This window comes from Luteibacter sp. SVR4-7G, from assembly GCF_056755555.1.
Window position 1 is genome coordinate 1 of sequence record NZ_JBPGXO010000033.1, and the last position, 21,573, is coordinate 21,573.

Annotated in this window: 18 protein-coding genes; 9 read left to right on the forward strand and 9 right to left on the reverse strand. The window is 67.5% G+C overall.

The genetic code is table 11. The features are described 5' to 3' along the window. A partial coding sequence (locus ACR9ZH_RS13020) for an aldo/keto reductase (RefSeq protein WP_481291218.1) occupies positions 1 to 357 on the reverse strand: 357 nt, incomplete at its 3' end. A 134-nt stretch (positions 358 to 491) separates the two neighbouring features. Between ACR9ZH_RS13020 and ACR9ZH_RS13025 the strand changes: the two genes are divergently transcribed. The 5 genes from ACR9ZH_RS13025 (at position 492) to ACR9ZH_RS13045 (ending at position 6,767) form a co-directional block, all read left to right on the forward strand. Next, the gene (locus ACR9ZH_RS13025) at positions 492 to 1,493 is read left to right on the forward strand and encodes a FecCD family ABC transporter permease (RefSeq protein WP_481291180.1); all 1,002 of its coding nucleotides are present in this window, start codon (positions 492 to 494) and stop codon (positions 1,491 to 1,493) included. Continuing rightward, the gene (locus tag ACR9ZH_RS13030) at positions 1,490 to 2,278 is read left to right on the forward strand and encodes an ABC transporter ATP-binding protein (protein WP_481291181.1); all 789 of its coding nucleotides are present in this window, start codon (positions 1,490 to 1,492) and stop codon (positions 2,276 to 2,278) included. The genes ACR9ZH_RS13025 and ACR9ZH_RS13030 overlap by 4 nt, the downstream gene beginning before the upstream one ends. Further along, positions 2,275 to 3,144: a cobalamin-binding protein gene (locus tag ACR9ZH_RS13035; protein WP_481291182.1), complete on the forward strand. Its 870-nt coding sequence runs from the start codon at positions 2,275 to 2,277 to the stop codon at positions 3,142 to 3,144. Before ACR9ZH_RS13030 ends, ACR9ZH_RS13035 begins: the two co-directional genes overlap by 4 nt. 74 nt (positions 3,145 to 3,218) lie before the next feature. Next, on the forward strand, positions 3,219 to 4,955 hold the full coding sequence (locus ACR9ZH_RS13040; RefSeq protein ID WP_481291183.1) for a response regulator: 1,737 nt from the start codon (positions 3,219 to 3,221) through the stop codon (positions 4,953 to 4,955). 198 nt (positions 4,956 to 5,153) lie between these two features. Beyond that, positions 5,154 to 6,767: an ABC-F family ATP-binding cassette domain-containing protein gene (locus ACR9ZH_RS13045; protein WP_481291184.1), complete on the forward strand. Its 1,614-nt coding sequence runs from the start codon at positions 5,154 to 5,156 to the stop codon at positions 6,765 to 6,767. A 13-nt stretch (positions 6,768 to 6,780) separates the two neighbouring features. Here ACR9ZH_RS13045 and ACR9ZH_RS13050 read toward each other — a convergent pair whose 3' ends face one another. After that, on the reverse strand, positions 6,781 to 8,694 hold the full coding sequence (locus ACR9ZH_RS13050) for an LTA synthase family protein (RefSeq protein ID WP_481291185.1): 1,914 nt from the start codon (positions 8,692 to 8,694) through the stop codon (positions 6,781 to 6,783). Between the two features lie 98 nt (positions 8,695 to 8,792). Between ACR9ZH_RS13050 and ACR9ZH_RS13055 the strand changes: the two genes are divergently transcribed. Next, positions 8,793 to 9,416: a YrbL family protein gene (locus ACR9ZH_RS13055; protein WP_481291186.1), complete on the forward strand. Its 624-nt coding sequence runs from the start codon at positions 8,793 to 8,795 to the stop codon at positions 9,414 to 9,416. A gap of 98 nt (positions 9,417 to 9,514) precedes the next feature. Here ACR9ZH_RS13055 and ACR9ZH_RS13060 read toward each other — a convergent pair whose 3' ends face one another. Next, the gene (locus ACR9ZH_RS13060; protein WP_481291187.1) at positions 9,515 to 11,206 is read right to left on the reverse strand and encodes an ArnT family glycosyltransferase; all 1,692 of its coding nucleotides are present in this window, start codon (positions 11,204 to 11,206) and stop codon (positions 9,515 to 9,517) included. 238 nt (positions 11,207 to 11,444) lie between these two features. On the opposite strand from ACR9ZH_RS13060, the gene ACR9ZH_RS13065 reads away from it, so the two are divergent. Genes ACR9ZH_RS13065 through ACR9ZH_RS13075 form a run of 3 tightly spaced genes read left to right on the forward strand, consistent with a single transcriptional unit; the run spans position 11,445 to position 15,497 of the window. After that, the gene (locus tag ACR9ZH_RS13065; RefSeq protein WP_481291188.1) at positions 11,445 to 11,987 is read left to right on the forward strand and encodes an RNA polymerase sigma factor; all 543 of its coding nucleotides are present in this window, start codon (positions 11,445 to 11,447) and stop codon (positions 11,985 to 11,987) included. Beyond that, positions 11,984 to 13,003 (forward strand): FecR family protein, encoded by a 1,020-nt coding sequence (locus ACR9ZH_RS13070; RefSeq protein WP_481291189.1) that lies wholly within the window; start codon positions 11,984 to 11,986, stop codon positions 13,001 to 13,003. Before ACR9ZH_RS13065 ends, ACR9ZH_RS13070 begins: the two co-directional genes overlap by 4 nt. 37 nt (positions 13,004 to 13,040) lie before the next feature. Continuing rightward, positions 13,041 to 15,497 carry a TonB-dependent siderophore receptor gene (locus ACR9ZH_RS13075; protein WP_481291190.1) on the forward strand — a complete coding sequence of 819 codons (2,457 nt, stop codon included), beginning with the start codon at positions 13,041 to 13,043 and terminating at the stop codon, positions 15,495 to 15,497. Here the strand turns inward: ACR9ZH_RS13075 and ACR9ZH_RS13080 are convergent. The 6 genes from ACR9ZH_RS13080 to cyoA form a co-directional block, all read right to left on the reverse strand. Further along, positions 15,494 to 16,417, reverse strand: a complete 924-nt coding sequence (locus ACR9ZH_RS13080; protein ID WP_481291191.1) for a DUF535 family protein — start codon at positions 16,415 to 16,417, stop codon at positions 15,494 to 15,496. The genes ACR9ZH_RS13075 and ACR9ZH_RS13080 overlap by 4 nt on opposite strands. Positions 16,418 to 16,548: 131 nt before the next feature. Next, entirely contained in the window at positions 16,549 to 17,328 is a 780-nt protein-coding gene (locus ACR9ZH_RS13085; protein WP_481291219.1) for an SURF1 family protein, read from the reverse strand. Positions 17,329 to 17,335: 7 nt separating this feature from the next. Continuing rightward, on the reverse strand, positions 17,336 to 17,749 hold the full coding sequence (gene cyoD / locus ACR9ZH_RS13090) for a cytochrome o ubiquinol oxidase subunit IV (RefSeq protein ID WP_481291192.1): 414 nt from the start codon (positions 17,747 to 17,749) through the stop codon (positions 17,336 to 17,338). Continuing rightward, complete coding sequence (cyoC, locus tag ACR9ZH_RS13095) at positions 17,746 to 18,321, reverse strand: cytochrome o ubiquinol oxidase subunit III (protein ID WP_481291220.1); 576 nt, start codon at positions 18,319 to 18,321, stop codon at positions 17,746 to 17,748. The genes cyoD and cyoC overlap by 4 nt, the downstream gene beginning before the upstream one ends. 52 nt (positions 18,322 to 18,373) lie before the next feature. Then, complete coding sequence (gene cyoB, locus ACR9ZH_RS13100) at positions 18,374 to 20,368, reverse strand: cytochrome o ubiquinol oxidase subunit I (protein WP_481291193.1); 1,995 nt, start codon at positions 20,366 to 20,368, stop codon at positions 18,374 to 18,376. A gap of 49 nt (positions 20,369 to 20,417) precedes the next feature. Then, positions 20,418 to 21,494: a ubiquinol oxidase subunit II gene (gene cyoA, locus ACR9ZH_RS13105; protein ID WP_481291194.1), complete on the reverse strand. Its 1,077-nt coding sequence runs from the start codon at positions 21,492 to 21,494 to the stop codon at positions 20,418 to 20,420. Positions 21,495 to 21,573 lie beyond the last annotated feature (79 nt).

The window sequence follows — 21,573 nt, forward strand, 5'->3', positions numbered from 1 at the left end:
ATCCAGGCCCATGCGCTTCAGCGACTGGTCGAGGCTGGCGATCAGGTACTTCCTGCTGCCGCCGATGCCGCCATACGGGCCCGGCCACATGTCCCAGCCGGCCTTGGTCGAGACGATCAGCTCGTCCCGGTACGGCGCGAGATCGCTCGCCATCACCCGGCCGAAATTTTCTTCGGCCGATCCGTAGGGCGGGCCGTAGTTGTTCGCCAGGTCGAAATGCGTCACGCCGCGATCGAACGCATGACGCAGGATGGCGCGGCCGGTCTCGAAGACATCGGTGCCGCCGAAGTTCTGCCACAGGCCGAGCGAGATGGCCGGCAGGTCGATGCCGCTGCGGCCGCAGCGGCGGTAAGGCATGAGGTTGTCGTAACGGTTGGAGGCTGCTTGGTAAGTCACGCTGGGGCTCCGGTGGAGGGCTGCGGGGACGGCCGGATGAAGCCCCTCATGTTACGCTTCCGGCGCATGCATCGACGACCTCCGCGCCACCCCGCATGACCACGTTCGCTTCGGCCCTGCGGCTGTGGTCGGTCATGCTCGCGTGCGGCCTGGCCGTGTTGCTTGCGTCCGTCCTTCTCGGCGGCGCGGATTCCACGCTGGCGGCGTCCTGGGGGGCGCTGGTGTCGCCGGCGGATACGCCCATGCATGCCATCGTCTGGGAGCTGCGCGTACCGCGCGCCGTGGCGGCCTACGGGGTTGGTGGCCTCCTGGCCGTCTCCGGTTGCCTCATGCAGATCCTGGTGCGCAACCCCCTGGCCGACCCCTATACGCTGGGCCTCTCCGGCGGGGCCGCCGTCGGCGCGCTGGGGGCCATGCTGGCTGGCGCCGGTGCGGTGGTCACGGCCATGGGCGCGGCCGCCGGTGCGTTGCTCGCCTGCGTGGCCGTCTTCGTGCTCGCCCACCGCGATCTGCTCGCCCGCGCCCGCGCGGCGCAGCGCGAGGATTCCACCGACCTGATCCTCATCGGCGTGATGCTCGCCTCGGGCTTCGGTGCCATCGTGAGCATGATGCTGGTCCTCGCGCCCGACAAGAACTTGCGCGGCATGTTGTTCTGGATGATGGGCGACCTGAGCGGCGTCGCGAACTGGCTGCTGCCGGTTGCGCTGCTCCTGGCCTGTGTCCTTTTCATCGTTCCGCTCGGCCGCCAGCTCAACCTGCTGATGCGCGGCGAGGAATCGGCCAGCGCCCTGGGCGTGCGCCCGAACGTGGTGAAGTCGGCGATCTTCGTCGTCGCCTCGCTCGCGACCGCCGTGGCGGTGACCACCGCGGGCACGGTCGGCTTCGTGGGCCTCGTGGTGCCGCATGCACTGCGGCGCATCATCGGCAACGACCAGCGCGTGTTGCTGCCGGCCTGCGCGATCGGTGGCGGCATCGTGGTCGTGATTGCCGACACGGTGTCGCGCGTCGTCGCCGACCCGATCCAGTTACCGGTGGGTGCGGTCATGGCGATCATCGGCGTGCCGACCTTCATGTTCCTGCTGGTGCGGCGCCGATGAGCCTGGAACTCGCCGCCGAATCGCTGGCCCTCTCGATGCGCGGCCGCACGCTGGTCGAAGCCCTCGACATGCGCGTGGCGCCGGGCGAGGTCTGGTGCGTGCTCGGTCCCAACGGCGCCGGCAAGTCCACGCTGTTGCGGACCCTGGCCGGACTGAGGGCCGCGGACGGTGGCCGCGTGCTGCTCGGTGACCGCGACATCGCCGCTTACCGCCCGATCGACCTCGCCCGCCGCCGCGGATTCCTTCCGCAGACGATCGTGGACGCCTTCAGCCTCACGGTGATGGAAGCGGTCATGGCGGCGCGCCATCCGCGGTTGCCCTTCTGGGCCTGGGGCGAGCGGGATACCGGCGCCGCCGAACAGGCCTTGCACACCTTCGAACTGGAAGCGATGGCCGATCGCGACGTCACCACGCTTTCCGGCGGCGAACGGCAGCGTGTGAACATCGCCGCGCTGTTCACCCAGGACGTAGATGTGCTGCTGCTGGACGAGCCGCTGTCGTCGCTGGACCTGCATCACCAGATGAAGACACTGCACGAGCTGATGCGTGCCGCGTCCACGCAGGGCAAGTCGGTGGTCTATACCGTGCACGACATCAACCTGGCCTTCCAGCATGCGACGCATGCGGTGCTGCTCGACGGCAGGGGCCATGCCCTGGCGGGGCTGAAGGACGATGTCGTGACCAGCGAGCACCTCAGTGCCGCCTTCCACCATCCCATCCAGGGCGTGACGCTCGGCGGCGAGCCGTTCTTCCGCGCCGGACGCCTGCACGGAACGCCGCCATGATCCGCCGCCTCGCCTGCCTGTGCCTGCTGGTCTCGACCTCGGCCATGGCCTCGGTGAGCGTGGTCGACGATGCCGGACGCACCGTCACGCTTCCCGCTCCGGCCCATCGCATCGTGAGCCTGGCGCCGAACGTGACCGACGCCCTGTTCGCCGCGGGCGCGGGAGCTTATGTGGTGGGAACCTCGCGCTTCACGGACTACCCCGCGGAAGCGAGGAAGGTACCGGTCGTGGGCGATGCGACCATGATCGACCTCGAACGCATCGTCGGCCTGAAGCCGGACATCGTCGTCGTATGGAAGAGCGGCAACGCAGCCGCACAGGTCGACAAGCTGGTTCGTCTGGGCCTGCCGGTGTTCTATGCGGAAACGACCCGCCTGGCGGACGTCGCTTCGGCCGTGCGCCGGTTCGGCAGGCTCGCCGGTACCAGCGAGGTGGCCGAACGGAATGCGCGTGCGTTCCAGGCGAGCGTCGAACAGCTGCGTTCGACCTACGCAGGGAAACGGCGCCTGAAAGTGTTCTTCCAGATCTGGGACCGGCCCCTGATGACGATCGGCCGTGAACAGATCATCGACGATGCGCTCGATCTCTGCGGCGGCGACAACATTTTCGCCGACCTCGCGCAGGCCGCTCCCGCCGTGAGCCGCGAAGCGGTGCTTGCACGCGATCCCGACGTCATCATGAGCGGCGGCGGGACCGGCGAGTCGCTCGAAAGCTGGAAACAGGCCGGTTTCCTCGCAGCGGTGAAAAACGGCAATGTGCTCTCCATCGATGCCCCGACCCTGGCCCTGCCCTCGCCGTCGATCCTGCCGGGTGTCATCACCCTGTGCCGCGCTCTGGACGGGGCGCGCAAGCGGGCCGCTCCATGAGCAGCGGGAACCGTTGCGCTCTTCGTCACATCGGCCTTCGCTAAACTCCGGTCCTCTTCACAGGATCGCAGCAGATGACCGCCCACCCCGGTGCCCCGCTGGACCAGAACCACCTCCAATGGCTCGAGCGAGGCGGCGAGACGGGCGCGCTGATCCGCGCCTTCGACTGGACCGCGACCGGTCTCGGACCGATCGAGACCTGGCCGCAGAGCCTGCGTACCGTCACCGGCATGCTGCTGCTTTCCCCCGTGCCCATCGTGCTGCTGTGGGGTGAGAAGGGCATCATGATCTACAACGACGCCTATTCCGTCTTTGCCGGCAGCCGTCACCCTGCCCTGCTCGGGTCGGAGGTTCGCAAGGGGTGGGCCGAGGTCGCCGACTTCAACGACAACGTGATGCGCGTGGGCCTGGCCGGCGGCACTCTGGCGTACAAGGACCAGGAGCTGACCCTCATACGGCACGGCAGGCCGGAGCCTGTGTGGATGGATCTGGATTATTCGCCCGTTCTGGACGAAAGCGGCAAGCCCGGTGGCGTGATCGCCATCGTGGTGGAGACCACCGAGCGCGTGCTCGCCGAAGCCGCGATACGTGAAAGCGAGCGTCGCTTCCGTGAAAAACTGGAAGCGAAGATGGCCGAGCGTACCGAAGCCCTGCGCCGCAGCGAGGAAAACATACGCAAGGCCGAGCTCGCGTTGATGCAGGCCCAGAAAATGGAGGCGCTGGGCAATCTCACCGGCGGTATCGCGCACGACTTCAACAACCTCCTCATGGCCGTGCACGGCAGCCTGGAAATGCTGCGCGAGCGGATGCCGCAGGATCCCCCGCTGCTTCGCCTGCTCGACAACGCGATGGCGGGCGCGCAACGCGGCAGCACCCTTACCCGGCGCATGCTCGCCTATGCCCGCCGGCAGGAACTGAAAACCGAGTGCGTCGACCTGCGCCACCTGGTCGAGGGCATGCACGAACTGATGCAGCGGACGATGGGCGGCACCGTCGTGGTGGAGACACGTTTCGCGCCGGAACTTCCTCCCGTGGAGGCGGATGCCAACCAGCTGGAAGCCGCCCTGCTCAATCTTGCCGTGAACGCGCGCGATGCGATGGACGGCGCGGGCACCATCGTCATCGCAACCGACGAACGCTGGGTAGAGGGCGCGGAAGGCGCGCTGCAACCGGGCCATTATGTCCGCCTGTCGTTATCGGATACGGGTGCCGGCATGGACGAGACCACGCTGGAACGTGCGACGGAGCCTTTCTTCACCACCAAGGGGGTGGGCAAGGGCACGGGCCTCGGCCTTTCGATGGTGCACGGTCTCGCCGAACAACTGGGTGGCGCATTGATCCTGCACAGCCGCAAGGATGAAGGCACCACGGCAGAGATATGGCTTCCCGCCGCCGCGCGCAGCAATCCGGCTGTGCCTTCGTCCACGCCCCCACCGGCCACCGGTCGCGTGCCGTCCACGCGTTCGCTGCGGATTCTCACCGTCGACGACGACGAACTCGTACGCGCCACCACGGTGGAGATGCTGGAAGACCTGGGCTACGCCGTCATCGCCGCACGTTCCGGCCCGGAAGCGCTGCGCCTTATCGACGGTGCCGGCGTGGACCTCGTCATCACCGACCACGCCATGCCGCAGATGACCGGCGCGCAACTCGCAACCCATCTGCGCGAGCGCTATCCGGGCCTCCCCGTCGTTCTCGCGACCGGCTACGCCGATCTGCCGGCAGGACTGCAGCTCGACCTGCCACGCCTCGCCAAGCCGTATTCGCAGGATGCGCTGGCGCGGATGGTGGCACAGGTGATGCCGTCATGAGCCTGGCCCCTGCTGGATAGCGCCGGCGGGTCGTCTCGGAGACACGCTGACTCGCTCCGGCGCCGCTGTAGTACCATCCACGCACTTCACCCCGCTCGAGGTATTCGTTCCATGCGCCAGTAATGCCTGCGCCCGACCACCGGGCGAACGTCGATCTTCTCCGTCACGGAGAAGCGCATGGCATTGCGGGAAACACGCATGACGAAGACCTTTCTGACGCTCGATCGCGTCACCTGTGTCCTGCCGGGCGGCAGGCTCCTCTTTTCCGATCTCAGCGAGTCCTTCGACGGACGCCGTACGGGACTCGTAGGGCGTAACGGCGCAGGCAAGAGCGTACTGGCACGCATCCTTGCCGGCCGGTACGAACCGACGCATGGACGCTGCACCCGCAACGATGCCGTGTACTACCTCGCGCAGCGCGCCGCGGACGACGGCGAGATGACCGTCGCGGAGCTTGCCGGTGTCGGTGAGGCCATGTCCGCACTGTCACGCATCGAGTCCGGAAGCAGCGAACAGCGCGACTTCGACGCCGTGGGCGACCGCTGGGACATTCGCCAGCGCCTGCGCGACCTGCTGGATGCCGAAGGGCTGGCGCATGTCGATGAAGCCGGCCGCGCACGCATGCTGAGCGGCGGTGAGGCGATGCGCGTGGCCTTGCTCGGTGCGCGCCTGCACGATGCCGGCTACCTCATCCTCGACGAACCCAGCAACCACCTGGACGGCGAAGGGCGGAGAGACCTCCGGCGCTGGCTGCGCGAGTGGACCGGGGGTTTGCTCGTCATCAGCCACGATCGCGAGTTGCTGTCCGATGTGGAACGCATCGTTGAACTGTCGCCGCTCGGTTTACGCAGCTATGGCGGGGACTATGCCTTCTACGCCGAGGCGCGCCGCGAGGAACGCGAGGCGGCGCAGCGCGCGCTCGACGCGAGTCGGGTGGAACGGAAACGCGGCGAGAAGGCACTGCGCGAACAGCAGGAGCACCAGGAGCGCCGCCAGGCACGCGGCCAGCGCGAGGCGGGCGAAGCCAACCTGCCGCGGATCATGCTCGGCGGCCGGAAGAGTCGCAGCGAGTCGACGGCCGGAAGACTGGGGCGCCAGCGGGATGCCGCACGCGAATCGCTGACGGGAAAGGTGGCCGAAGCTGCCAGGCACGTGGACAACGAGCCGATGCCCGCGGTGCTGACACCGCAGACGACCGGTGTGACGGGACGACGGGTTGCCGTCCTCGAGGGCGTGCTGCTTCCGCACGTCCGCGGCGCGGCGCGAACCGTCGATCTCATCCTCCGGGGAGGGCAGCGCGTCGGTGTCACGGGCCCTAACGGCAGCGGCAAGTCGACCCTGCTGCAAGTGCTGGCCGGACGCATCGCACCCCGTTCCGGGCGGGTGGACCTGCCGGTACGTACGGCGTGGCTGGATCAACGCCTCGCCACGCTAGACCCTTCGCGGCCGCTGATCGGGCAGATGCAGGAATGCGCTCCCCTGGCGAGCGAGGATGCGCTGCGCCTGCGCCTCGCCCTGCTCGGCCTGGATGCAGACAAGGTAACCACGCCGGTGGAAAACCTGAGCGGCGGCGAGCGCCTCAAGGCCGCGCTTTCCCACGCACTGGCGGCCGAGCCGCCAGCGCAACTGTTGCTGCTGGACGAGCCCGGCAACCATCTCGACATCGCTTCGCTGGAAGCGGTGGAAGCCATGTTGATGCAGTACGAGGGTGCCCTCGTCGTGGTTTCGCACGACGAGACATTCCTCGATCGCATAGGCCTCACGGATCGACTCTCGCCGACGCCGGCGGGGTGGGTGATGCAGCCGTGGTGAACGGCCGCACCGTTCAGTCCTTGGGCGCCTTGTCCGCCGCCTGCGGCAAGCGATAACGCTGCTTGCCGTAAGCCCAGCTGGGCCACAGTGCATGCGCCAGGGCCACCTTCTCCAACTGCGGGTCCACCGTCTCCGGGTCCAGCTTTTCGCCGTCCACGGTGTAGCGGTACTGCGTCGCGGGCTGGTTGGGGCGCAGCACCAGCAGCGTGTCGTTGCGCAGGTAACCGTAGTTGTCGCCGTACTGCATGATCGCGCGGTCCGGATAGCGCTGGGTGAGGTCGGCGCCGAGCATCGGGTGTTCGCTGCTGATGCCGATCAACGAAAGCAGCGTGGGTGCCAGGTCGACCTGGCTCACGATGTGGTCGTCCTTCTTCACCGGCACGCCGGCGCCGAGGATCAGTGCCGGAATGTGGAAGTGACGCACCGGCACGAGGCTGGCGCCGAACACGCGGGCGTCGTGGTCGGCCACTACCAGGAACACGGTGTGGTTCCAGTACGGCGACTGCTTTGCCTTGGCGAAGAACTGGCCGATCGACCAGTCGGCGTAGCGCACCGCGTTGGCGTTGCTCGCCGGATCGCCTTCGGCCTTGATGCGCCCGGCCGGGTATTCCCACGGCGTATGGTTGGATACGGAGAAGGCCACGGTCAGCGTGGGTTTGTCGCCGTCGTCGAGCAGGCGCTGGTGCAATTCGTTGAACATGTCTTCGTCGGACGCGCCCCAGGAACCGACGAACGCCGGCTTGGTCTTGAAGGTGGCGCGGTCCACCACTTCATTGAAGCCGTTGCCGAAGAAGAACGAGCGCATGTTGTCGAAGTGCGCCTCGCCGCCGTAGAGGAAGCGCGTGTGGTAACCGAAGGTATCCAGCAACGCACCGAGCGTGAAGAAATCGCGCTGGCTGCGCGGAAGTTTCAGCACGGCCTCGGCGGGCGTGGGCAGGAAACCGGTCGTCACGGCTTCCAGGCCGCGCGCGCTGCGCGTGCCGGTGGCATAGGTACGGGTGAGCCACCAGCCCTCGTTCGACAGCTTGTCCAGCTCGGGGGTATAGCCGGCGCCGCCGAGGCTGCCGACGAACTGCGCGCCGAGGCTTTCTTCCAGGATGATGACGAGGTTGAGCGGCTTGTCGCCCTGTTGCGTGGCCTGCTGGCGGTGCAGGCTCGGGTAGTGCGGATCCAGCGGCGCGCCGTCGAATCCGGCGGCGCTGCGCACGATGGATTGCATCTCTTCCTCGGGCATCTTCCCGTAGACGGCCGAGGCCGAGCGCTCGTTGCCCAGCGCGATGGCAGCATTGAGCACGTTGTACAGCGAGTTGAGCGGCAGAGTGTTCACCATGGCATCGTTGGTGAACGCCACCTGCGATGCATTCAGCGGGCGATGCTGCAGCGTGCCGCGGCCGGCGAGGAAGAGCACGACGAAGGCCAGCACCGTCGCCACCGGACGCATCCATCCGCGCATCGGCACGGGGTCGGGCCGGCGCGTGGGCAACAGGCGGAAACCGATCCACCCGATCAGCGCGAAAACGAGGAGCGCTCCGGCGACCACCAGCTTGTAACCGTGCCAGAGCATCGCCAGCACCTCGTTCGGGCTGGTGAGGTACTCGAAGTAGAGGCGGTTGGGACGGGTGTCGTACTCGACGATGAACTGTGGCGTCGACACCTCCAGCAGGACGAAGGCGAGCCACCAGAAACGGAGCCACCACGCGGCGATTCGCGTGGGCCACGCCCGGTGGCCCAGCCAGGGCGAGAGTAGCGCCGGCCATGCGACGATCATGGCGATCAGCGACAGGTCGATGCGCCAGCCGCCCAGCAGGATGGGCCACAATCCGCCGGCATCGTGCACGCGGGACCATTGCCACAGCGACAGGCCAAGGCGCGACAGGGTCAGGAACACGAGGGCGGCGACGATGAAACGCCAGGTAAGCTTGCGCACGGTGGTCGGTCCGGATCACGTTACAGGGCCATGACTTTACACTGAGCGCCCTTTCGACAACTTACGACGGCCTTTCGGCCGCCGCGCGAGGAACCACGATGTTCAGACTGGCCGAGGCCAAGCCGATCGCCACCGGGCACGTCCGCGAGGTGTACCAGCACCCGGACGATGCCGACCTGCTGATCAAGGTGATCGCCAGCGATTCCATCGAGGAACGCTGGAATAAGGCGCCGTGGTACCGCCGCATGGCGCGCAGCGGGCCGTATAAGGATTTCGTCCGCGAATTCCGCGAGTACGTCACCGGGATCTACGTGGGCGGGTATGCCACGTCCCCGGTCGCCCGTGTCGTCGGCCTGGAGATGACCGACATCGGCCTCGGCCAGATCGTGGAGAAGGTGCGCGCCCCGGACGGGCGGCTGGCACCCACGCTGCACGACTGGGTGAAGGCCGAGGGCTTCACCGCGAAGACGCAGGCGGAGCTGGAGGCGTTCTACGCGCGGCTGCTCTCGCACAACACCATCGCCGCCGACCTGCACGCGTGGAACGTGGTGTACGGCGAGGACTCCCGCGGCGGGCCGCGCCTCATCATGATCGACGGCTTCGGCGAGAAGAACATCATCCCGCACTGCTCGATGAGCCGCGCGCACAACGCGTCGCGGACGAAGAAGAAGTACGAGCGGATGCTGCGCCGGACGAAGGCAGAAGCCCCAGCGCACCTGTAGGAGCGCGCCTGCGCGCGACATCTTTTCGCGTCAGTCCCCCAGCTGGCGCGCCAGCTCTAAGTCACGGCCTCAAAAGATGTCGCGCGCAGGGCGCGCTCCTACCGTTCGGGTGCGCTGGGTTTGCAGCCGGGTTTCGACGCCTCCGCCGGCAGCAGTGCGAAGCGGGTGCGGTTCGCCACGCCGAGCCGCACGACCTTGCCGTCCACGATGCACTCGTCGAAGGCCTCCTCGTTGATGAGGAGCCAGCGATGCGCGGGATCCGCCTGCTGCCAGGCACGGGCATCGCGCAGCTGGGCGGCCGAGTCGCGGGCGAAGCCGAACTCGGTCACCGGCCGGCGCGCCTGGTACATCAGCTCCTCGCGCCAGACCACGAGGCCGAGCTGGCCGTCCTTACCGATCGCGGCGTCGGCCTTCTCCATGAGCTGCCGCGTCGACTGGTTGGCATCCAGCAGCGGATAGGTGCCTACCGGCCAGATGATCCAGGCCAGCGCCATGCCGCCCAGCAGGGCGGCAACGCCGCGGCGTGGACGGAAGACCAGCACCGCAACGAGGAAACCGATGCCGACGGCGATCACGCACCACCACAGCGGCTGCCCATGGCCGGCCATTTCGTAACCTTCGGCGATACGCTGCGCCGCCTTCGGCGCCTTGGCCAGGGCCCAGATTCCCGCGCCGCAGAACACGACGGCACAGGCCACCGCGATCCAGAAGGTGACCCTGGGGAGCCAGCGCGTCTTCAGGAGATCCGCGACCGCGGGCGCCATGGCCAGCGCCAGCATGGGGAGGGCGGGCAGGATGTAGATGGCGCGCTTGCCGCTGGGGATCGAAAAGAACAGCAGCACCAGCGCGCACCACATCAACGGCATCCCGATCCTCGGGTCGCGCAGGCGCAGCGCCTCGCGCCAGCCCGGCACGACAAAGGGAATGAGCAGCCAGGTGGGGATCCACAGGCGCAGGATTACCAGCAGGAAGAACCAGGGCTGTTCCTCGTGCTGCCACGAATTGGCGTAGCGCTCGGCGGTCTGCCGGAACAGGATGTCCTGCACGTAGGCTAGGTACTCGGGGGTGCGCAGCCCGTACGCCGTCGCCAGCATGGGCACCAGCCAGAGCGCGATGGCGAGCAGGAAAGCCAGCGCGCCGCCGGCCCACCGCCAGCCGTCGCCGCGCGTGAGGGCGATGCCCGGCCAGGCCCGGACGCGCATCAGGACGTAAGGCAACAGCATAAGCAGGGCGATCACGCCCACGCCCTTGGTGATGACGCCGAGGCCCGCGGCGAAACAGCCCAGCCAGTACATGCGCCAGTCCGGGCCACGCAGGCAATGGAGCAGGATGCCGGTGTTGGCCAGCGTGATCCAGAAGAGGTTGAGCGGGTCGATCTGGGCGTGCTTGATCACGTCGACGAACTGCATCGTCGCGAGGACCAGGGTGGCGGCGACCAGTCCCACCCGGGCGTTCCACAGACGGCGGCCGAGGTGCCAGACGAGGGCGAGCGTGCCCAGGCCGGAAAATAGCGAGGTGAGCAGAAACGCACCGCGCCAGCCGCCGGTGATCCACATCCAGAACGCTTCCGTCCACATCAGCATGGGCGGCTTGTCCGAATACAGTTCCATGCCCCGGTGCGGGAACAGCCACTGGCCGGACTCGAGCATCTGCCGGGCGACCAGGGCGAAGCGCGGTTCGTCGGGCGGCCAGGGATCGCGCAGGCCGATGCCCGCCCCCAGCACCGCCAGGGCTATCAGGATGAACCAGGCGAATTCGCGGCGCTGGGATCGGTCGTCGGTCGAAAGCATGCGGTGGGTCTGGCTTGGGAGTCGGTGGATCGTAGCGGAGAGGGGCCCCACCTACCCTACCCTTTCCTTAGGGACGGTCTTGCCCCGTCGCGGCACGAGGCCATTTCAATTTTCCGGAGCTGGCACGTCTAGGGGTTTCGCCGGTGCGGAAATCGGCGCTCGTCCCTGCCCGTACGGGCGTCGATTTCCCACCGTGCGATCCTATGACAGCCCCCCAATGAATGCAGTCAGGCAACCCATGGATCCATCGGAGACGAGTGCCTCCCCCGGTGGCGCGCGGGCGGCCCAGGTGGTCAGCCTGTTCCGCGAACACAATGCGGCCCTCGTGGCTTTCCTCCGTGCGCGGCTGAATTCTCTGGCCGATGCGCAGGAGGTGGCGCAGGAGGTTTATCTCAAGCTGCTCTCGCTCGACCAGGACACGCGGATCGACTCGCCCCGGGCCTTCCTGTTCCGCGCGGCCTCCAACCTGGCCGTGGACCGCCTGCGCATGCGCAACGTCCGCGCCGCCGCGCCCGCGGACCCGGACGAGGACGGCTGGCACGTCACCCCGATCCCCGAGCAGCACGCGTCGGCGCACGAACAGTGGCGCGACCTGCGCCAGGCCCTGGACGAACTGCCGGCGAAGACGAGCCGCGCGTTCGTCATGCACGTGATCGACGGCCGCGACTTCGCGGCCATCGCACGTGAGATGAACCTCAGCGAGCGCATGGTGCGCTACCACGTCGGCAACGCGCTCGCGCACTGCCGTCAACGCCGCGACCGCGCGGAGAGCCCCCGATGACTACCACCACGTTTCCGTTCGAACGGCAGATCGAGCACACCGCCGCCGACTGGTGGGCGCGCCTGCGTGACCCCGCACTGCCCGAGACGGCCCTCCTCCAATGGAGCGAATGGCTCGAGGCCGACCCGCGCCATGCCGACGCCTTCGAGCGTGCCTCCGCCCTGGCCGAGGCCGCCGCGGCGATGGATGCCGCCAGCCGCCGCGAGTTGGTGGACCGCTTCGCTCCGTCCCGCCGCCGGCCGCGCCGTGCGCCGCCCCGCTTCGCTCTCGCGCTTGCCGCCGGCGTGGCCCTGGTCGCCCTCGGTGCCGAGCTCTTCCTGCTCCTGCGCCCGGGCGCTGCAGGCGCCCCGCGTCAGTACGTCAGCGAGCGGGCGGGCCATCGCGACATCGATCTCCCGGACGGATCCAGCATCGAGCTGGGCGGCGCCACCTCGGTCACGGCGCGCTACGGCCGCGACGAGCGCGCCATCGACCTGGAAGCGGGCGAGGCCTTCTTCCGCGTGGCCCATGCGCCCCGGCCCTTCGTCGTGAACGCGGGCCCGCTGCGGATCCGCGATCTCGGCACGGCGTTCAATGTCCGCCGCACCGGCGACCGGGTCACGGTGGCGGTCACCGAGGGCCGGGTACGGGTTTCTCCCATGACGGCACAGGGCGACGCGGCCACTGTCGAGCTGGGCGCGGGACGCGAAGTCTCGTTCGATCCCGAGACGCAGGCGATGCGCATCCTCGACGTCGATCCGGCCACGGCCACGGCCTGGCGCGGCCATCGCCTGGAGTTCGTCAACGAGCCGCTGGCGTCGGTGGTGGAAAACGTGAACCGCTACAGCGCCCGGCCGATCCACCTCATAGATCCATCGCTGGGCCGGATGACGTTTACCGGTACCGTCCAGGTCGATACCATCGACAGCTGGGTAGCCGCCCTGCCCCGGGTGTTCCCGGTGCGCGTCGTCACCTATCCCGACCGTCTGGAGCTCGCACTGCAGACGACCGCGGCGCGGGGTGCCCGACCGCGCTGAACGAAAAACCAGACTGGGGCCGCAGGTCTTGCAGTACATGCTTCGCGGGCGTCGGCGCGTACTCACCGGCGCGCTCGCGCTGGCCCTCGTGGTCCATGCGGCCGCGGCCGCCGAAGCACCCGGCGACGGCAGCCCGGGTCCGATACCGTTCTCCATCGCGCCGCAGCCCCTGGCCACGGCCCTGCTGGCCTGGGGCAAGCAGGCGAACGTGCAGGTGCTCACGGCTTCCGGATCCATCGCCAACTGGCGCTCCGGCGGCGCGCACGGCGTCCTGACACCGGATGCGGCGCTCGACGAACTGCTCGAGGGCACCGATCTCGAGCGCGAGTCGTACGACCGGCGCACCGTCGTGGTCCGGCAGAAGCAACAGCCCGGCAATGCTACGGTCGCGCCGATCGATCCGGACGTTGCGTTCGATCCGGCCACGGTCGTGCCCATGGCCACGGTGGACGTACAGGGACTGGTCTCCGACGCCGGCTTCAAGGCCGACACCACGCGTACCGTCACCCGTGGCGAGGCACGCCTGACCGACGTGCCGCAATCGGTGACCGTGGTGACCCACGACGTCATCGAATCGCAGCAGGCCGTCGACATCGGCGACGTGGCCCGTTATGTCGCAGGCGTGCAGTACGTGGACGGTTACGGGGGCTCGCCCCTGTTCCTCATCCGCGGTTTCGACGCGGGGCATGGACTGACCGACGGCATGCCCAACGGCATCGCGCGCAGCGAAGACCTTCCGCCGCTGATCGGCATCGAGCGCGTGGAAGTCCTGCGCGGACCGGAGGCGATCCTCGGCGACGCGTCGCAGAACAACAATTTCGGCGGCTCCATCAACGTGGTGATGAAACGCCCGCAGGCGCAGCCGGTGCGCACCCTCACCTATTCGCTGGGCGAATACGATGGCGCGCGACTCGGCGTCGATTTCGCGGGGGCGGCGTCGAAGGACGGCGCGCTGACCTACCGCCTCGTCGCCGCCGGGCAGCGTGGCGAGAAGACGCCGCAAGGCCACGGCGGGGGCCGCGGCGCCTACCTCGCACCGTCGCTGGCCTGGCAAGGCAGCGACACCCGCGTCATGGGCGGCCTCGAATACGTGGATAACCGCGTGCCCGGCCCGGACCACACCGTGCTGCTCGGACCCAGCCTGGCGACGGCGACGCTCGCCGCAAGGTCGGGCGACGACCCCGCGGATATCTCGCGCTTCCGCACGACGCGTGCCGTCTTCGAGGTGGATCACGGGTTCGACAGCGACTGGACCTTGCACAGCCAGGGGCAATACGTGCGCCAGCGCAGCGACGGGCGCAGCCTTTCCTATCTCTCCACCGGGTTCGCGGGGACGCTGGACGCTGTCGCGCGCAGCTTCCGCTACTCGGGAACCTACTGGACCTGGCAGAACGACCTCAGCACGAGCTTTCGCCACGGCGACGTGACCCACAACGTGCTGCTGGGCTTCGATCTCGCACGCACGCACGCCGGCGACGATGGCGGCGGAAGCATCGAGGAGGGCGATCCGGTGGACTCGCGCGGCCGTGATGCCGTCATCGTCACGCGACCTCTTGCCTACGACCTGCGCAGCACCGCCGATTTCTCGGAGAAGTTCGGTGCTTTCGTCGCCCCGGTCAGCACGACCGTGCAAAACCTGGGTGGCTCATGGCAAACCAATGCCGGGCTCTACCTGCAGGACCAGATCGCGATCGGCGAGCGCTGGAACGTGCTGGCCGCGGTGCGCCGCACCCGCTACCGGCTGGACACCCAGTGGCAGGACGGTTCGCCGCGACGAGTGCACGAATCGCGCTGGATCCCGAAGCTCGGCGTGGTTTACAAGGCCACGCCGGACGTTTCCCTCTACGCGGACATGTCGACCGGTTTCCAGCCCGATCCGCTGCTCGGCAAGGATGGCCAGCCGTTGCCTGTCGCCACCTCGCGGCAGGTGGAAGTGGGCGGGAAGTTCGATCTGTTCGACCAGCGCGCACGGCTCACGGCCGCGCTGTATCGCATCCGGGTCGACCACAGCGTGGACCTGGTGTCGCCGGAGCCGCCGTTCTTCGCGACGCCGGGCCCGGGCCAGACGAACCGTGGCCTCGAAGTCGAATTCGCCGGCCAGGTCGCGCCCGGGCTGGACGTGCTGGCGAGCCTCACCGAGGCGCGCATCGAGAACCACGACGACACCCGTCCCACCGGCGCGCCGAAGCACCAGGCGGCCCTCTGGGCAAGCTATCGTTTCGGCGAGGGCGCGGTGAAACCCTGGGGCGTCGCCGCCGGCGTGCTCGCCCGCAGCCGCAGCCTGGGGCGCACCAGCGCCGACGGCCAGTACTTCGGCATCCCCGGCCAGGCCAGCGTCGAAACGAACGTCTCCCGTTACGGCGAAAACTGGCGCGTGACACTGGGCGTGAAGAACCTCTTCGCGCGCACGCTGTACGCGGTGAACTTCGACGAGACCTTCGTGCCGCTCCGGCAAGGCCGCGTCGTCCTGCTCACGGGCGTTTACGACTTTTAGGTCTTGCCGAACGTCTTCAGGGCGACTTCGCAGGCCTCGCTGCGAAAAGCGTCCCGTTCGGCGCGGCCGCTGGGCGAGGCGGCCAGGGGAATCTCGTAGCAGCCGTCGCTTCCCGGCACACCGCCATGACGGCGCCAGAAACGATCGTAGGCAGCGGCGGTGACGCCGGCCCGGCGGTCAAGCGGGTGCGCTGCATGACCGACGCCGCGCAGGCGTTCGATCCCGTAGTGGCTGGCCAGGGCGCGTACCACCGACAACAGCAGGTCGCGCGGACGCAGCCCGCCCGTCGCCCGGGTGAAACGCGCGATGGCGCCGCGGCCGAGATAGGCCCAGGAGCCGCGCACGGCGCCCACGAGCAGGCCATCGTCGCCGCCGAAAGTGATCGTGCAGGACGAGATCACTTCCTTGTCTGCATTCAACAGGTAAAGCCCCAGTTCGCCGGTGCACTCGTGCTCCGGGGCCCGCGCATGCAGGTAGGCCACCTCGCCGTCGCCAAGCGGCAGGGTGGCCAGCCGCACGTCGTGGCCCTTCAGCAGGCGGCTGCTGATCCGCTCCGGGAACTTCCGGGCCACGAAGCGGTAATGCGCCTCAATGAGCCGTGCCCGCCCGGCCATGTCGAACGACCGCGAGATGTAGTGCGACTGCCAGCGCTCGTACACCCGCGGATTGGACTCGGCCGCCGCCCGCATCGCCCGCGACGCGCCGACCAGGCGCAGCCACTGGGCCTGGCGGCGGAAGGCCGTGAGGGTTCGCAGCAGATAGGCCCAGCGCCGCTCGGGCATCGGCAGCGTGCGGCGCAGGGCGGCGCGCCGGCGGGCGTGGTCGAGAATCAGGGCCAGTGGGCCGCGTTCCTGGCGCTGGGGTACCCAGCTGAGGGGGGCGTCCTCGAAGGGAGCGCTTTGGGGATACCGTGGCTGCATGTCTTAAAGACGTCCCAGCCCCCCGAAATTGAAATCGTGTAGGAGCGCGCCTTGCGCGCGACATCTTTTGGGGCCGTGAGCAACAGGGCCTGTTGCTCTTCGCGAAAACATGTCGCGCGCAAGGCGCGCTCCTACGCAGAGCCTTTGCGCTTGCGGCGTTCGTCGCGCCAGACGATCCAGGCGCCGAGCAGGGTGAGGAAGGCCAGGGCGTACCAGGTGATGGCGTACATCAGGTGGTTGTCGGGGAAGGCGATGACCGTGAGGCCGCCTATCGGGCCGTCGTTGCCCTCGCCACGGCCGGGCGAGGATGCCGCGTCGGCGTCCACGAAATACGGGGCCACCCTGTCCAGGCCTTTCGCCGTGGCGATCGCGGCCACGTCGCGGGAATACCAGCGGTCGTTCGCCGGTTCGTTCTTCTGCAGGAAGGCGCCCTTGGGCTCGCTGATGCGGAGCAGGCCGGAGATCGTCGTCTCGCCCGACGGGCCGGGGGTGCAGGTCGCCTTGCCCCCGCACCATGCGGGCAACACGAAACCACGGTTCACCAGCACGACGTCGCCACTGCGCAGGCGCAACGGCGTCAGCAGCCAGGAACCCATGCCGAGCTCGGTGCTGGCGCGCACGCGTACGCTCCTGTCCTGCAGGAAGGTCCCGGTGAGCTTCACGCGCCGGTACTCGTCGTTGGCCGCGCTCACCACCGGCCACTGCCCGCGTGCCGGGGCATCCACCGGCGCCGCGTGCACGCGCGCGTCGACCCTCGCGACAAGCTCGTGCTTCCACGCGCGCCGGTGCACCTGCCACGTGCCCAGCGCAAGGAATCCGGCGAACAGCACCGCGCCCAGCAAGGCCAGCGCTCCCAGAACGAAGACGCCGCGCGGTCGGCGCGGCGTCTTCATGTCGTCGCCCGTATCCACGTTCAACTCAGGGCAGGTTCTTGGCCTGTTGCTCGGTCATGTCGTGCGACATGCCCGGCATCATGTTCGAGTTCATGTGGTACATGACCCAGATGGAACCGGTGAGGGTGATCACCACCATCACGAGGGTGAAGATCAGCGCCAGCATGGTCCAGCCGCCCTCCGCCTTCGTGTTCATATGCAGGAAGTAGATCATGTGCACCACGATCTGGATCGCGGCGAAGGTGAGGATCACCACCGCCAGCGTCTGCGAGTTCGGGATGACCTTGCCCATCACCAGCCAGAACGGGATCGCCGTGAGCACCACGGCGAGGAAGAACCCCATCATGTAGCCCTTGAGGGTGCTGGGAGCGTGGCCGTCGTCGTGCTCGTGGTGATCGTGCGCGTCGTGGTGGTGGTGCGATTCGATGTGCGCGCTCACGGCAGCACTCCCATCAGGTAAACGAAGGTGAAGACACCGACCCAGACCACGTCCAGGAAGTGCCAGAACATCGACAGGCACATGATGCGGCGCTTGTTGGCCGGGGTGAGGCCGAAACGGCCCACCTGGAACAGCAGCGTGATCAGCCAGACGATGCCGAAGGTCACGTGCAGCCCGTGGGTGCCGACCAGGGTGAAGAACGAGGACAGGAACGCGCTGCGCTGCGGACCCGCGCCCTCGTGGATCATGTGCGCGAACTCGTACATCTCGATGCCGAGGAACGCGGCGCCGAACAGGCCGGTGACGATCAGCCAGGCCATCATCGTGCCACGGCGGTTCTTCTGCATCTCCAGCACGGCGAAGCCGTAGGTGATGGAAGACAGCAGCAGCATGGTCGTGTTGACCGCCACCAGGGGCAGGTCGAACAGGTCCGCGCCGGACGGACCGCCCGCGTAGCTCCGCCCCAGCACGCCGTAGGTGGCGAACAGGCAGGCGAAGATGAGGCAGTCGCTCATCAGGTAGATCCAGAACCCGAGCAAGGTGCCGTTGGCCGGGTGATGGTCCTTGGACATCCAGAACTCGATGTCCTTTTCCGCGATCGCGGCGGAAGGCGTGGCGTGCATATCAGACATGGGCGGCAAGCTCTTCCGTGCGGGCGGCCTCGGTCCGGGCCACGACGTCGGCGGGGATGTGGTAGTCGCGCTTGTAATTGAAGGTATGGCCGATCGCGGTCACGAGCAGCGCCACGAAGGCGAGACCGGCAACGAGGAACATGTGCCAGATCATCGCGAAGCCGAATACGAAGGCGAAGCCGGCGAGGATGATGCCCGCGCCCGTGTTCTTCGGCATGTGGATCGGCAGGTAGCCCTCGAGGCGGCGGCCGGCGTTGCGCTCCTTCATGTCCCACCAGGCGTCGGTGTCGTGGACGACCGGAGTGAACGCGAAGTTGTATTCCGGCGGCGGCGACGAGGTGGACCACTCCAGTGTGCGCCCGTGCCACGGGTCGCCGGTGACGTCGCGCAGTTCGTCGCGGCGCTTGTAGCTGACCCACAGCTGGACGAGGAACGCGCCGATGCCGAGGGCGATGAGGAAGGCGCCGAACGCGGCGATCTGGAACCAGATCTGCAGCGAGGGATCCTCGAAGTGGTTCATGCGGCGGGTAACGCCCATGAAGCCCAGCACGTACAGCGGCATGAAGGCCACCCAGAAGCCCACCAGCCAGAACCAGAAGGACAACTTGCCCCAGAATGGATCGAGCCGGTAACCGAACGCCTTCGGGAACCAGTAGTTGATGCCGGCGAACAAGCCGAAGATGACGCCGCCGATGATCACGTTATGGAAGTGCGCGATCAGGAACAGGCTGTTGTGCAGCAGGAAGTCGGCCGGCGGCACCGCGAGCATGACGCCGGTCATGCCGCCGATCACGAAGGTGACCATGAAGCCGACCGTCCACAGCATGGGCACGTCGAACTTGATCCGGCCGCGGTACATGGTGAACAGCCAGTTGAAGATCTTCGCGCCCGTGGGGATCGAGATGATCATCGTGGTGATGCCGAAGAACGAGTTGACGCTCGCTCCCGAACCCATGGTGAAGAAGTGGTGCAGCCACACCAGGTACGACAGCACCGTGATCACGACCGTGGCGTAGACCATCGAGGCGTAACCGAACAGGCGCTTGCGGCTGAAGGTGGAGGTGACCTCCGAGAACACGCCGAATACCGGCAGCACCAGGATGTAGACCTCGGGATGGCCCCAGATCCAGATCAGGTTCACGTACATCATGGCGTTGCCGCCGAAGTCGTTCGTGAAGAAGTTGGTGCCGACGTAGCGATCGAGCGACAGCAGCACCAGCACCGCCGTCAGCACCGGGAAGGCGGCGACGATCAGCACGTTGGTGCACAGCGAGGTCCAGGTGAAGATCGGCATCTTCATCATCGACATGCCCGGCGCGCGCATCTTCACGATGGTCGCGATCAGGTTGATGCCCGACAGCGTGGTTCCGACGCCGGCCACCTGTAGCGACCATATGTAGTAGTCGACGCCGACGTCCGGACTCTGCGCCAAGCCCGACAGCGGCGGATAGGCCAGCCAGCCGGTGCGCGCGAACTCGCCCACGAACAGCGAGGCCATGACCAGCATCGCGCCGGCCACCGTCATCCAGAAGCTGAAGTTGTTGAGGAAGGGGAAGGCCACGTCGCGCGCGCCGATCTGCAGCGGCACCACGTAGTTCATCAGGCCGGTGACCAGCGGCATCGCCACGAAGAAGATCATGATCACGCCGTGGGCGGTGAAGATCTGGTCGTAGTGGTGCGGCGGCAGGAAGCCCGGGTTGCCGTTGAAGGCGATGGCCTGCTGGGCGCGCATCATGATCGCGTCGGAGAAGCCGCGCAGCAGCATCACGATGCCGAGCACCATGTACATGATGCCGATCTTCTTGTGATCGATGCTGGTGAACCATTCGCTCCAGAGGTAACCCCAGAGCTTGTGCTTCGTGATCAGCGCGAGCAGCGCGACGCCGCCGATGGCGACCGCGGCGAAGGTGCCGACGAGGATCGGCTCGTGGTACGGGATCGCCTCGAGGGTGAGGCGTCCGAAGATCAGTTTAGCTAGATCTGGCATGTTCATTACCGGGCTCGGCAAGGCGTGAATTCGTTGGAGACCGGGGCGCTCAAAGCGGCCGTCCGGCAGGCGTCAGCGGCTGGCCGCCGGCACCGCTGGCGACGCACAGGGCGCCGACGTAGCGCTTGCCGGCATCGGCGAGGCCCACGCGCGCCCGCGTGGCGGCGTCGGGCGAGGTGACGTTGTAGGCACCCACCACGCCCTGCCCGCCCTGCGCGTCGAGCGCCATCATGTCGCTCATGCACATGCGGTTGGACTCGACGCAGCGGTTGAGGATGGCGTTGTACAGGCCGGGCGCCACGGTGCCGTAGTAACGCACCGGCTCCTTCTCGCTCGGCTGCTCGAGCTTCAGGTAGTCCTCGCGGCCGAGCTGGTCGCCGCTGGCCTTGGCCTTGGCCACCCAGGCGTCGAAGTCGGCGTCGGACAGGCTATGGAAGCGGAAACGCATGTCGGAGAAGCCGGCACCGCTGTAATTTGCCGAAATTCCCTCGAAATCGCCGGTCTTGTTCATCACCGCGTTGAGCTTGGTCTCCATCCCCGGCATGGCGTAGATCATGCCGGCCAGCGACGGCACGAAGAACGCGTTCATGACGGTAGAGGCGGTGATGTGGAACTCGATGGGCCGGTCCACCGGAGCGGCCATCTCGTTCACCGTGGCGATGCCCTGCTCGGGGTACAGGAACAGCCATTTCCAGTCGAGCGCGACCACCTCGACCACCAGCGGCTTGCTGTCGGCCGCCACGGCGCGGCCCTGGGCGATCTGCTCCACCGGGCGGTACGGGTCCAGCTTGTGCGTGCTGGTCCAGGTGACGGCGCCCAGGGCGATGATGATCAGCAGCGGGGCCGACCAGATCAGCAGTTCCAGTACCGTGGAATGGTTCCAGTCCGGGTCGTATTCGGCATGGGCGGCCTTGTTCGACTCGCGGTACTTCCAGGCGAAGGCCAGGATCATGAAGATGACCGGGACGATGATGATCAGCATCAGCACCACGGAAATGATGATCAGGTCGCGCTGCTGCCGGGCGATGTCGCCCGAGGGCGAGAGCAGCACGGCGTCGCAGCCCGACAAAAGCAGGGCCAGGGCGGGGATGAGCAATCCGCGCAACATCTTCATGGACTTTCGCATGATGGAGGCAACCGTGGGGACACGAAAAAATACGCCGAACGGCCTGCGGCCACCATAGGACACTTTGTCCCATGGTCCT

Excerpts from the sequence above, each read along its gene's own strand:
- cyoB (WP_481291193.1), bottom strand. The coding sequence starts at position 20,368 with ATGCCAGATCTAGCTAAACTGATCTTCGGACGCCTCACCCTCGAGGCG.
- ACR9ZH_RS13055 (WP_481291186.1), top strand. The coding sequence starts at position 8,793 with ATGTTCAGACTGGCCGAGGCCAAGCCGATCGCCACCGGGCACGTCCGC.
- cyoA (WP_481291194.1), bottom strand. The coding sequence starts at position 21,494 with ATGCGAAAGTCCATGAAGATGTTGCGCGGATTGCTCATCCCCGCCCTG.
- ACR9ZH_RS13030 (WP_481291181.1), top strand. The coding sequence starts at position 1,490 with ATGAGCCTGGAACTCGCCGCCGAATCGCTGGCCCTCTCGATGCGCGGC.
- ACR9ZH_RS13065 (WP_481291188.1), top strand. The coding sequence starts at position 11,445 with ATGGATCCATCGGAGACGAGTGCCTCCCCCGGTGGCGCGCGGGCGGCC.
- cyoC (WP_481291220.1), bottom strand. The coding sequence starts at position 18,321 with ATGTCCAAGGACCATCACCCGGCCAACGGCACCTTGCTCGGGTTCTGG.
- ACR9ZH_RS13075 (WP_481291190.1), top strand. The coding sequence starts at position 13,041 with ATGCTTCGCGGGCGTCGGCGCGTACTCACCGGCGCGCTCGCGCTGGCC.
- ACR9ZH_RS13045 (WP_481291184.1), top strand. The coding sequence starts at position 5,154 with ATGACGAAGACCTTTCTGACGCTCGATCGCGTCACCTGTGTCCTGCCG.
- ACR9ZH_RS13080 (WP_481291191.1), bottom strand. The coding sequence starts at position 16,417 with ATGCAGCCACGGTATCCCCAAAGCGCTCCCTTCGAGGACGCCCCCCTC.
- ACR9ZH_RS13060 (WP_481291187.1), bottom strand. The coding sequence starts at position 11,206 with ATGCTTTCGACCGACGACCGATCCCAGCGCCGCGAATTCGCCTGGTTC.
- ACR9ZH_RS13040 (WP_481291183.1), top strand. The coding sequence starts at position 3,219 with ATGACCGCCCACCCCGGTGCCCCGCTGGACCAGAACCACCTCCAATGG.
- ACR9ZH_RS13070 (WP_481291189.1), top strand. The coding sequence starts at position 11,984 with ATGACTACCACCACGTTTCCGTTCGAACGGCAGATCGAGCACACCGCC.
- ACR9ZH_RS13025 (WP_481291180.1), top strand. The coding sequence starts at position 492 with ATGACCACGTTCGCTTCGGCCCTGCGGCTGTGGTCGGTCATGCTCGCG.
- ACR9ZH_RS13035 (WP_481291182.1), top strand. The coding sequence starts at position 2,275 with ATGATCCGCCGCCTCGCCTGCCTGTGCCTGCTGGTCTCGACCTCGGCC.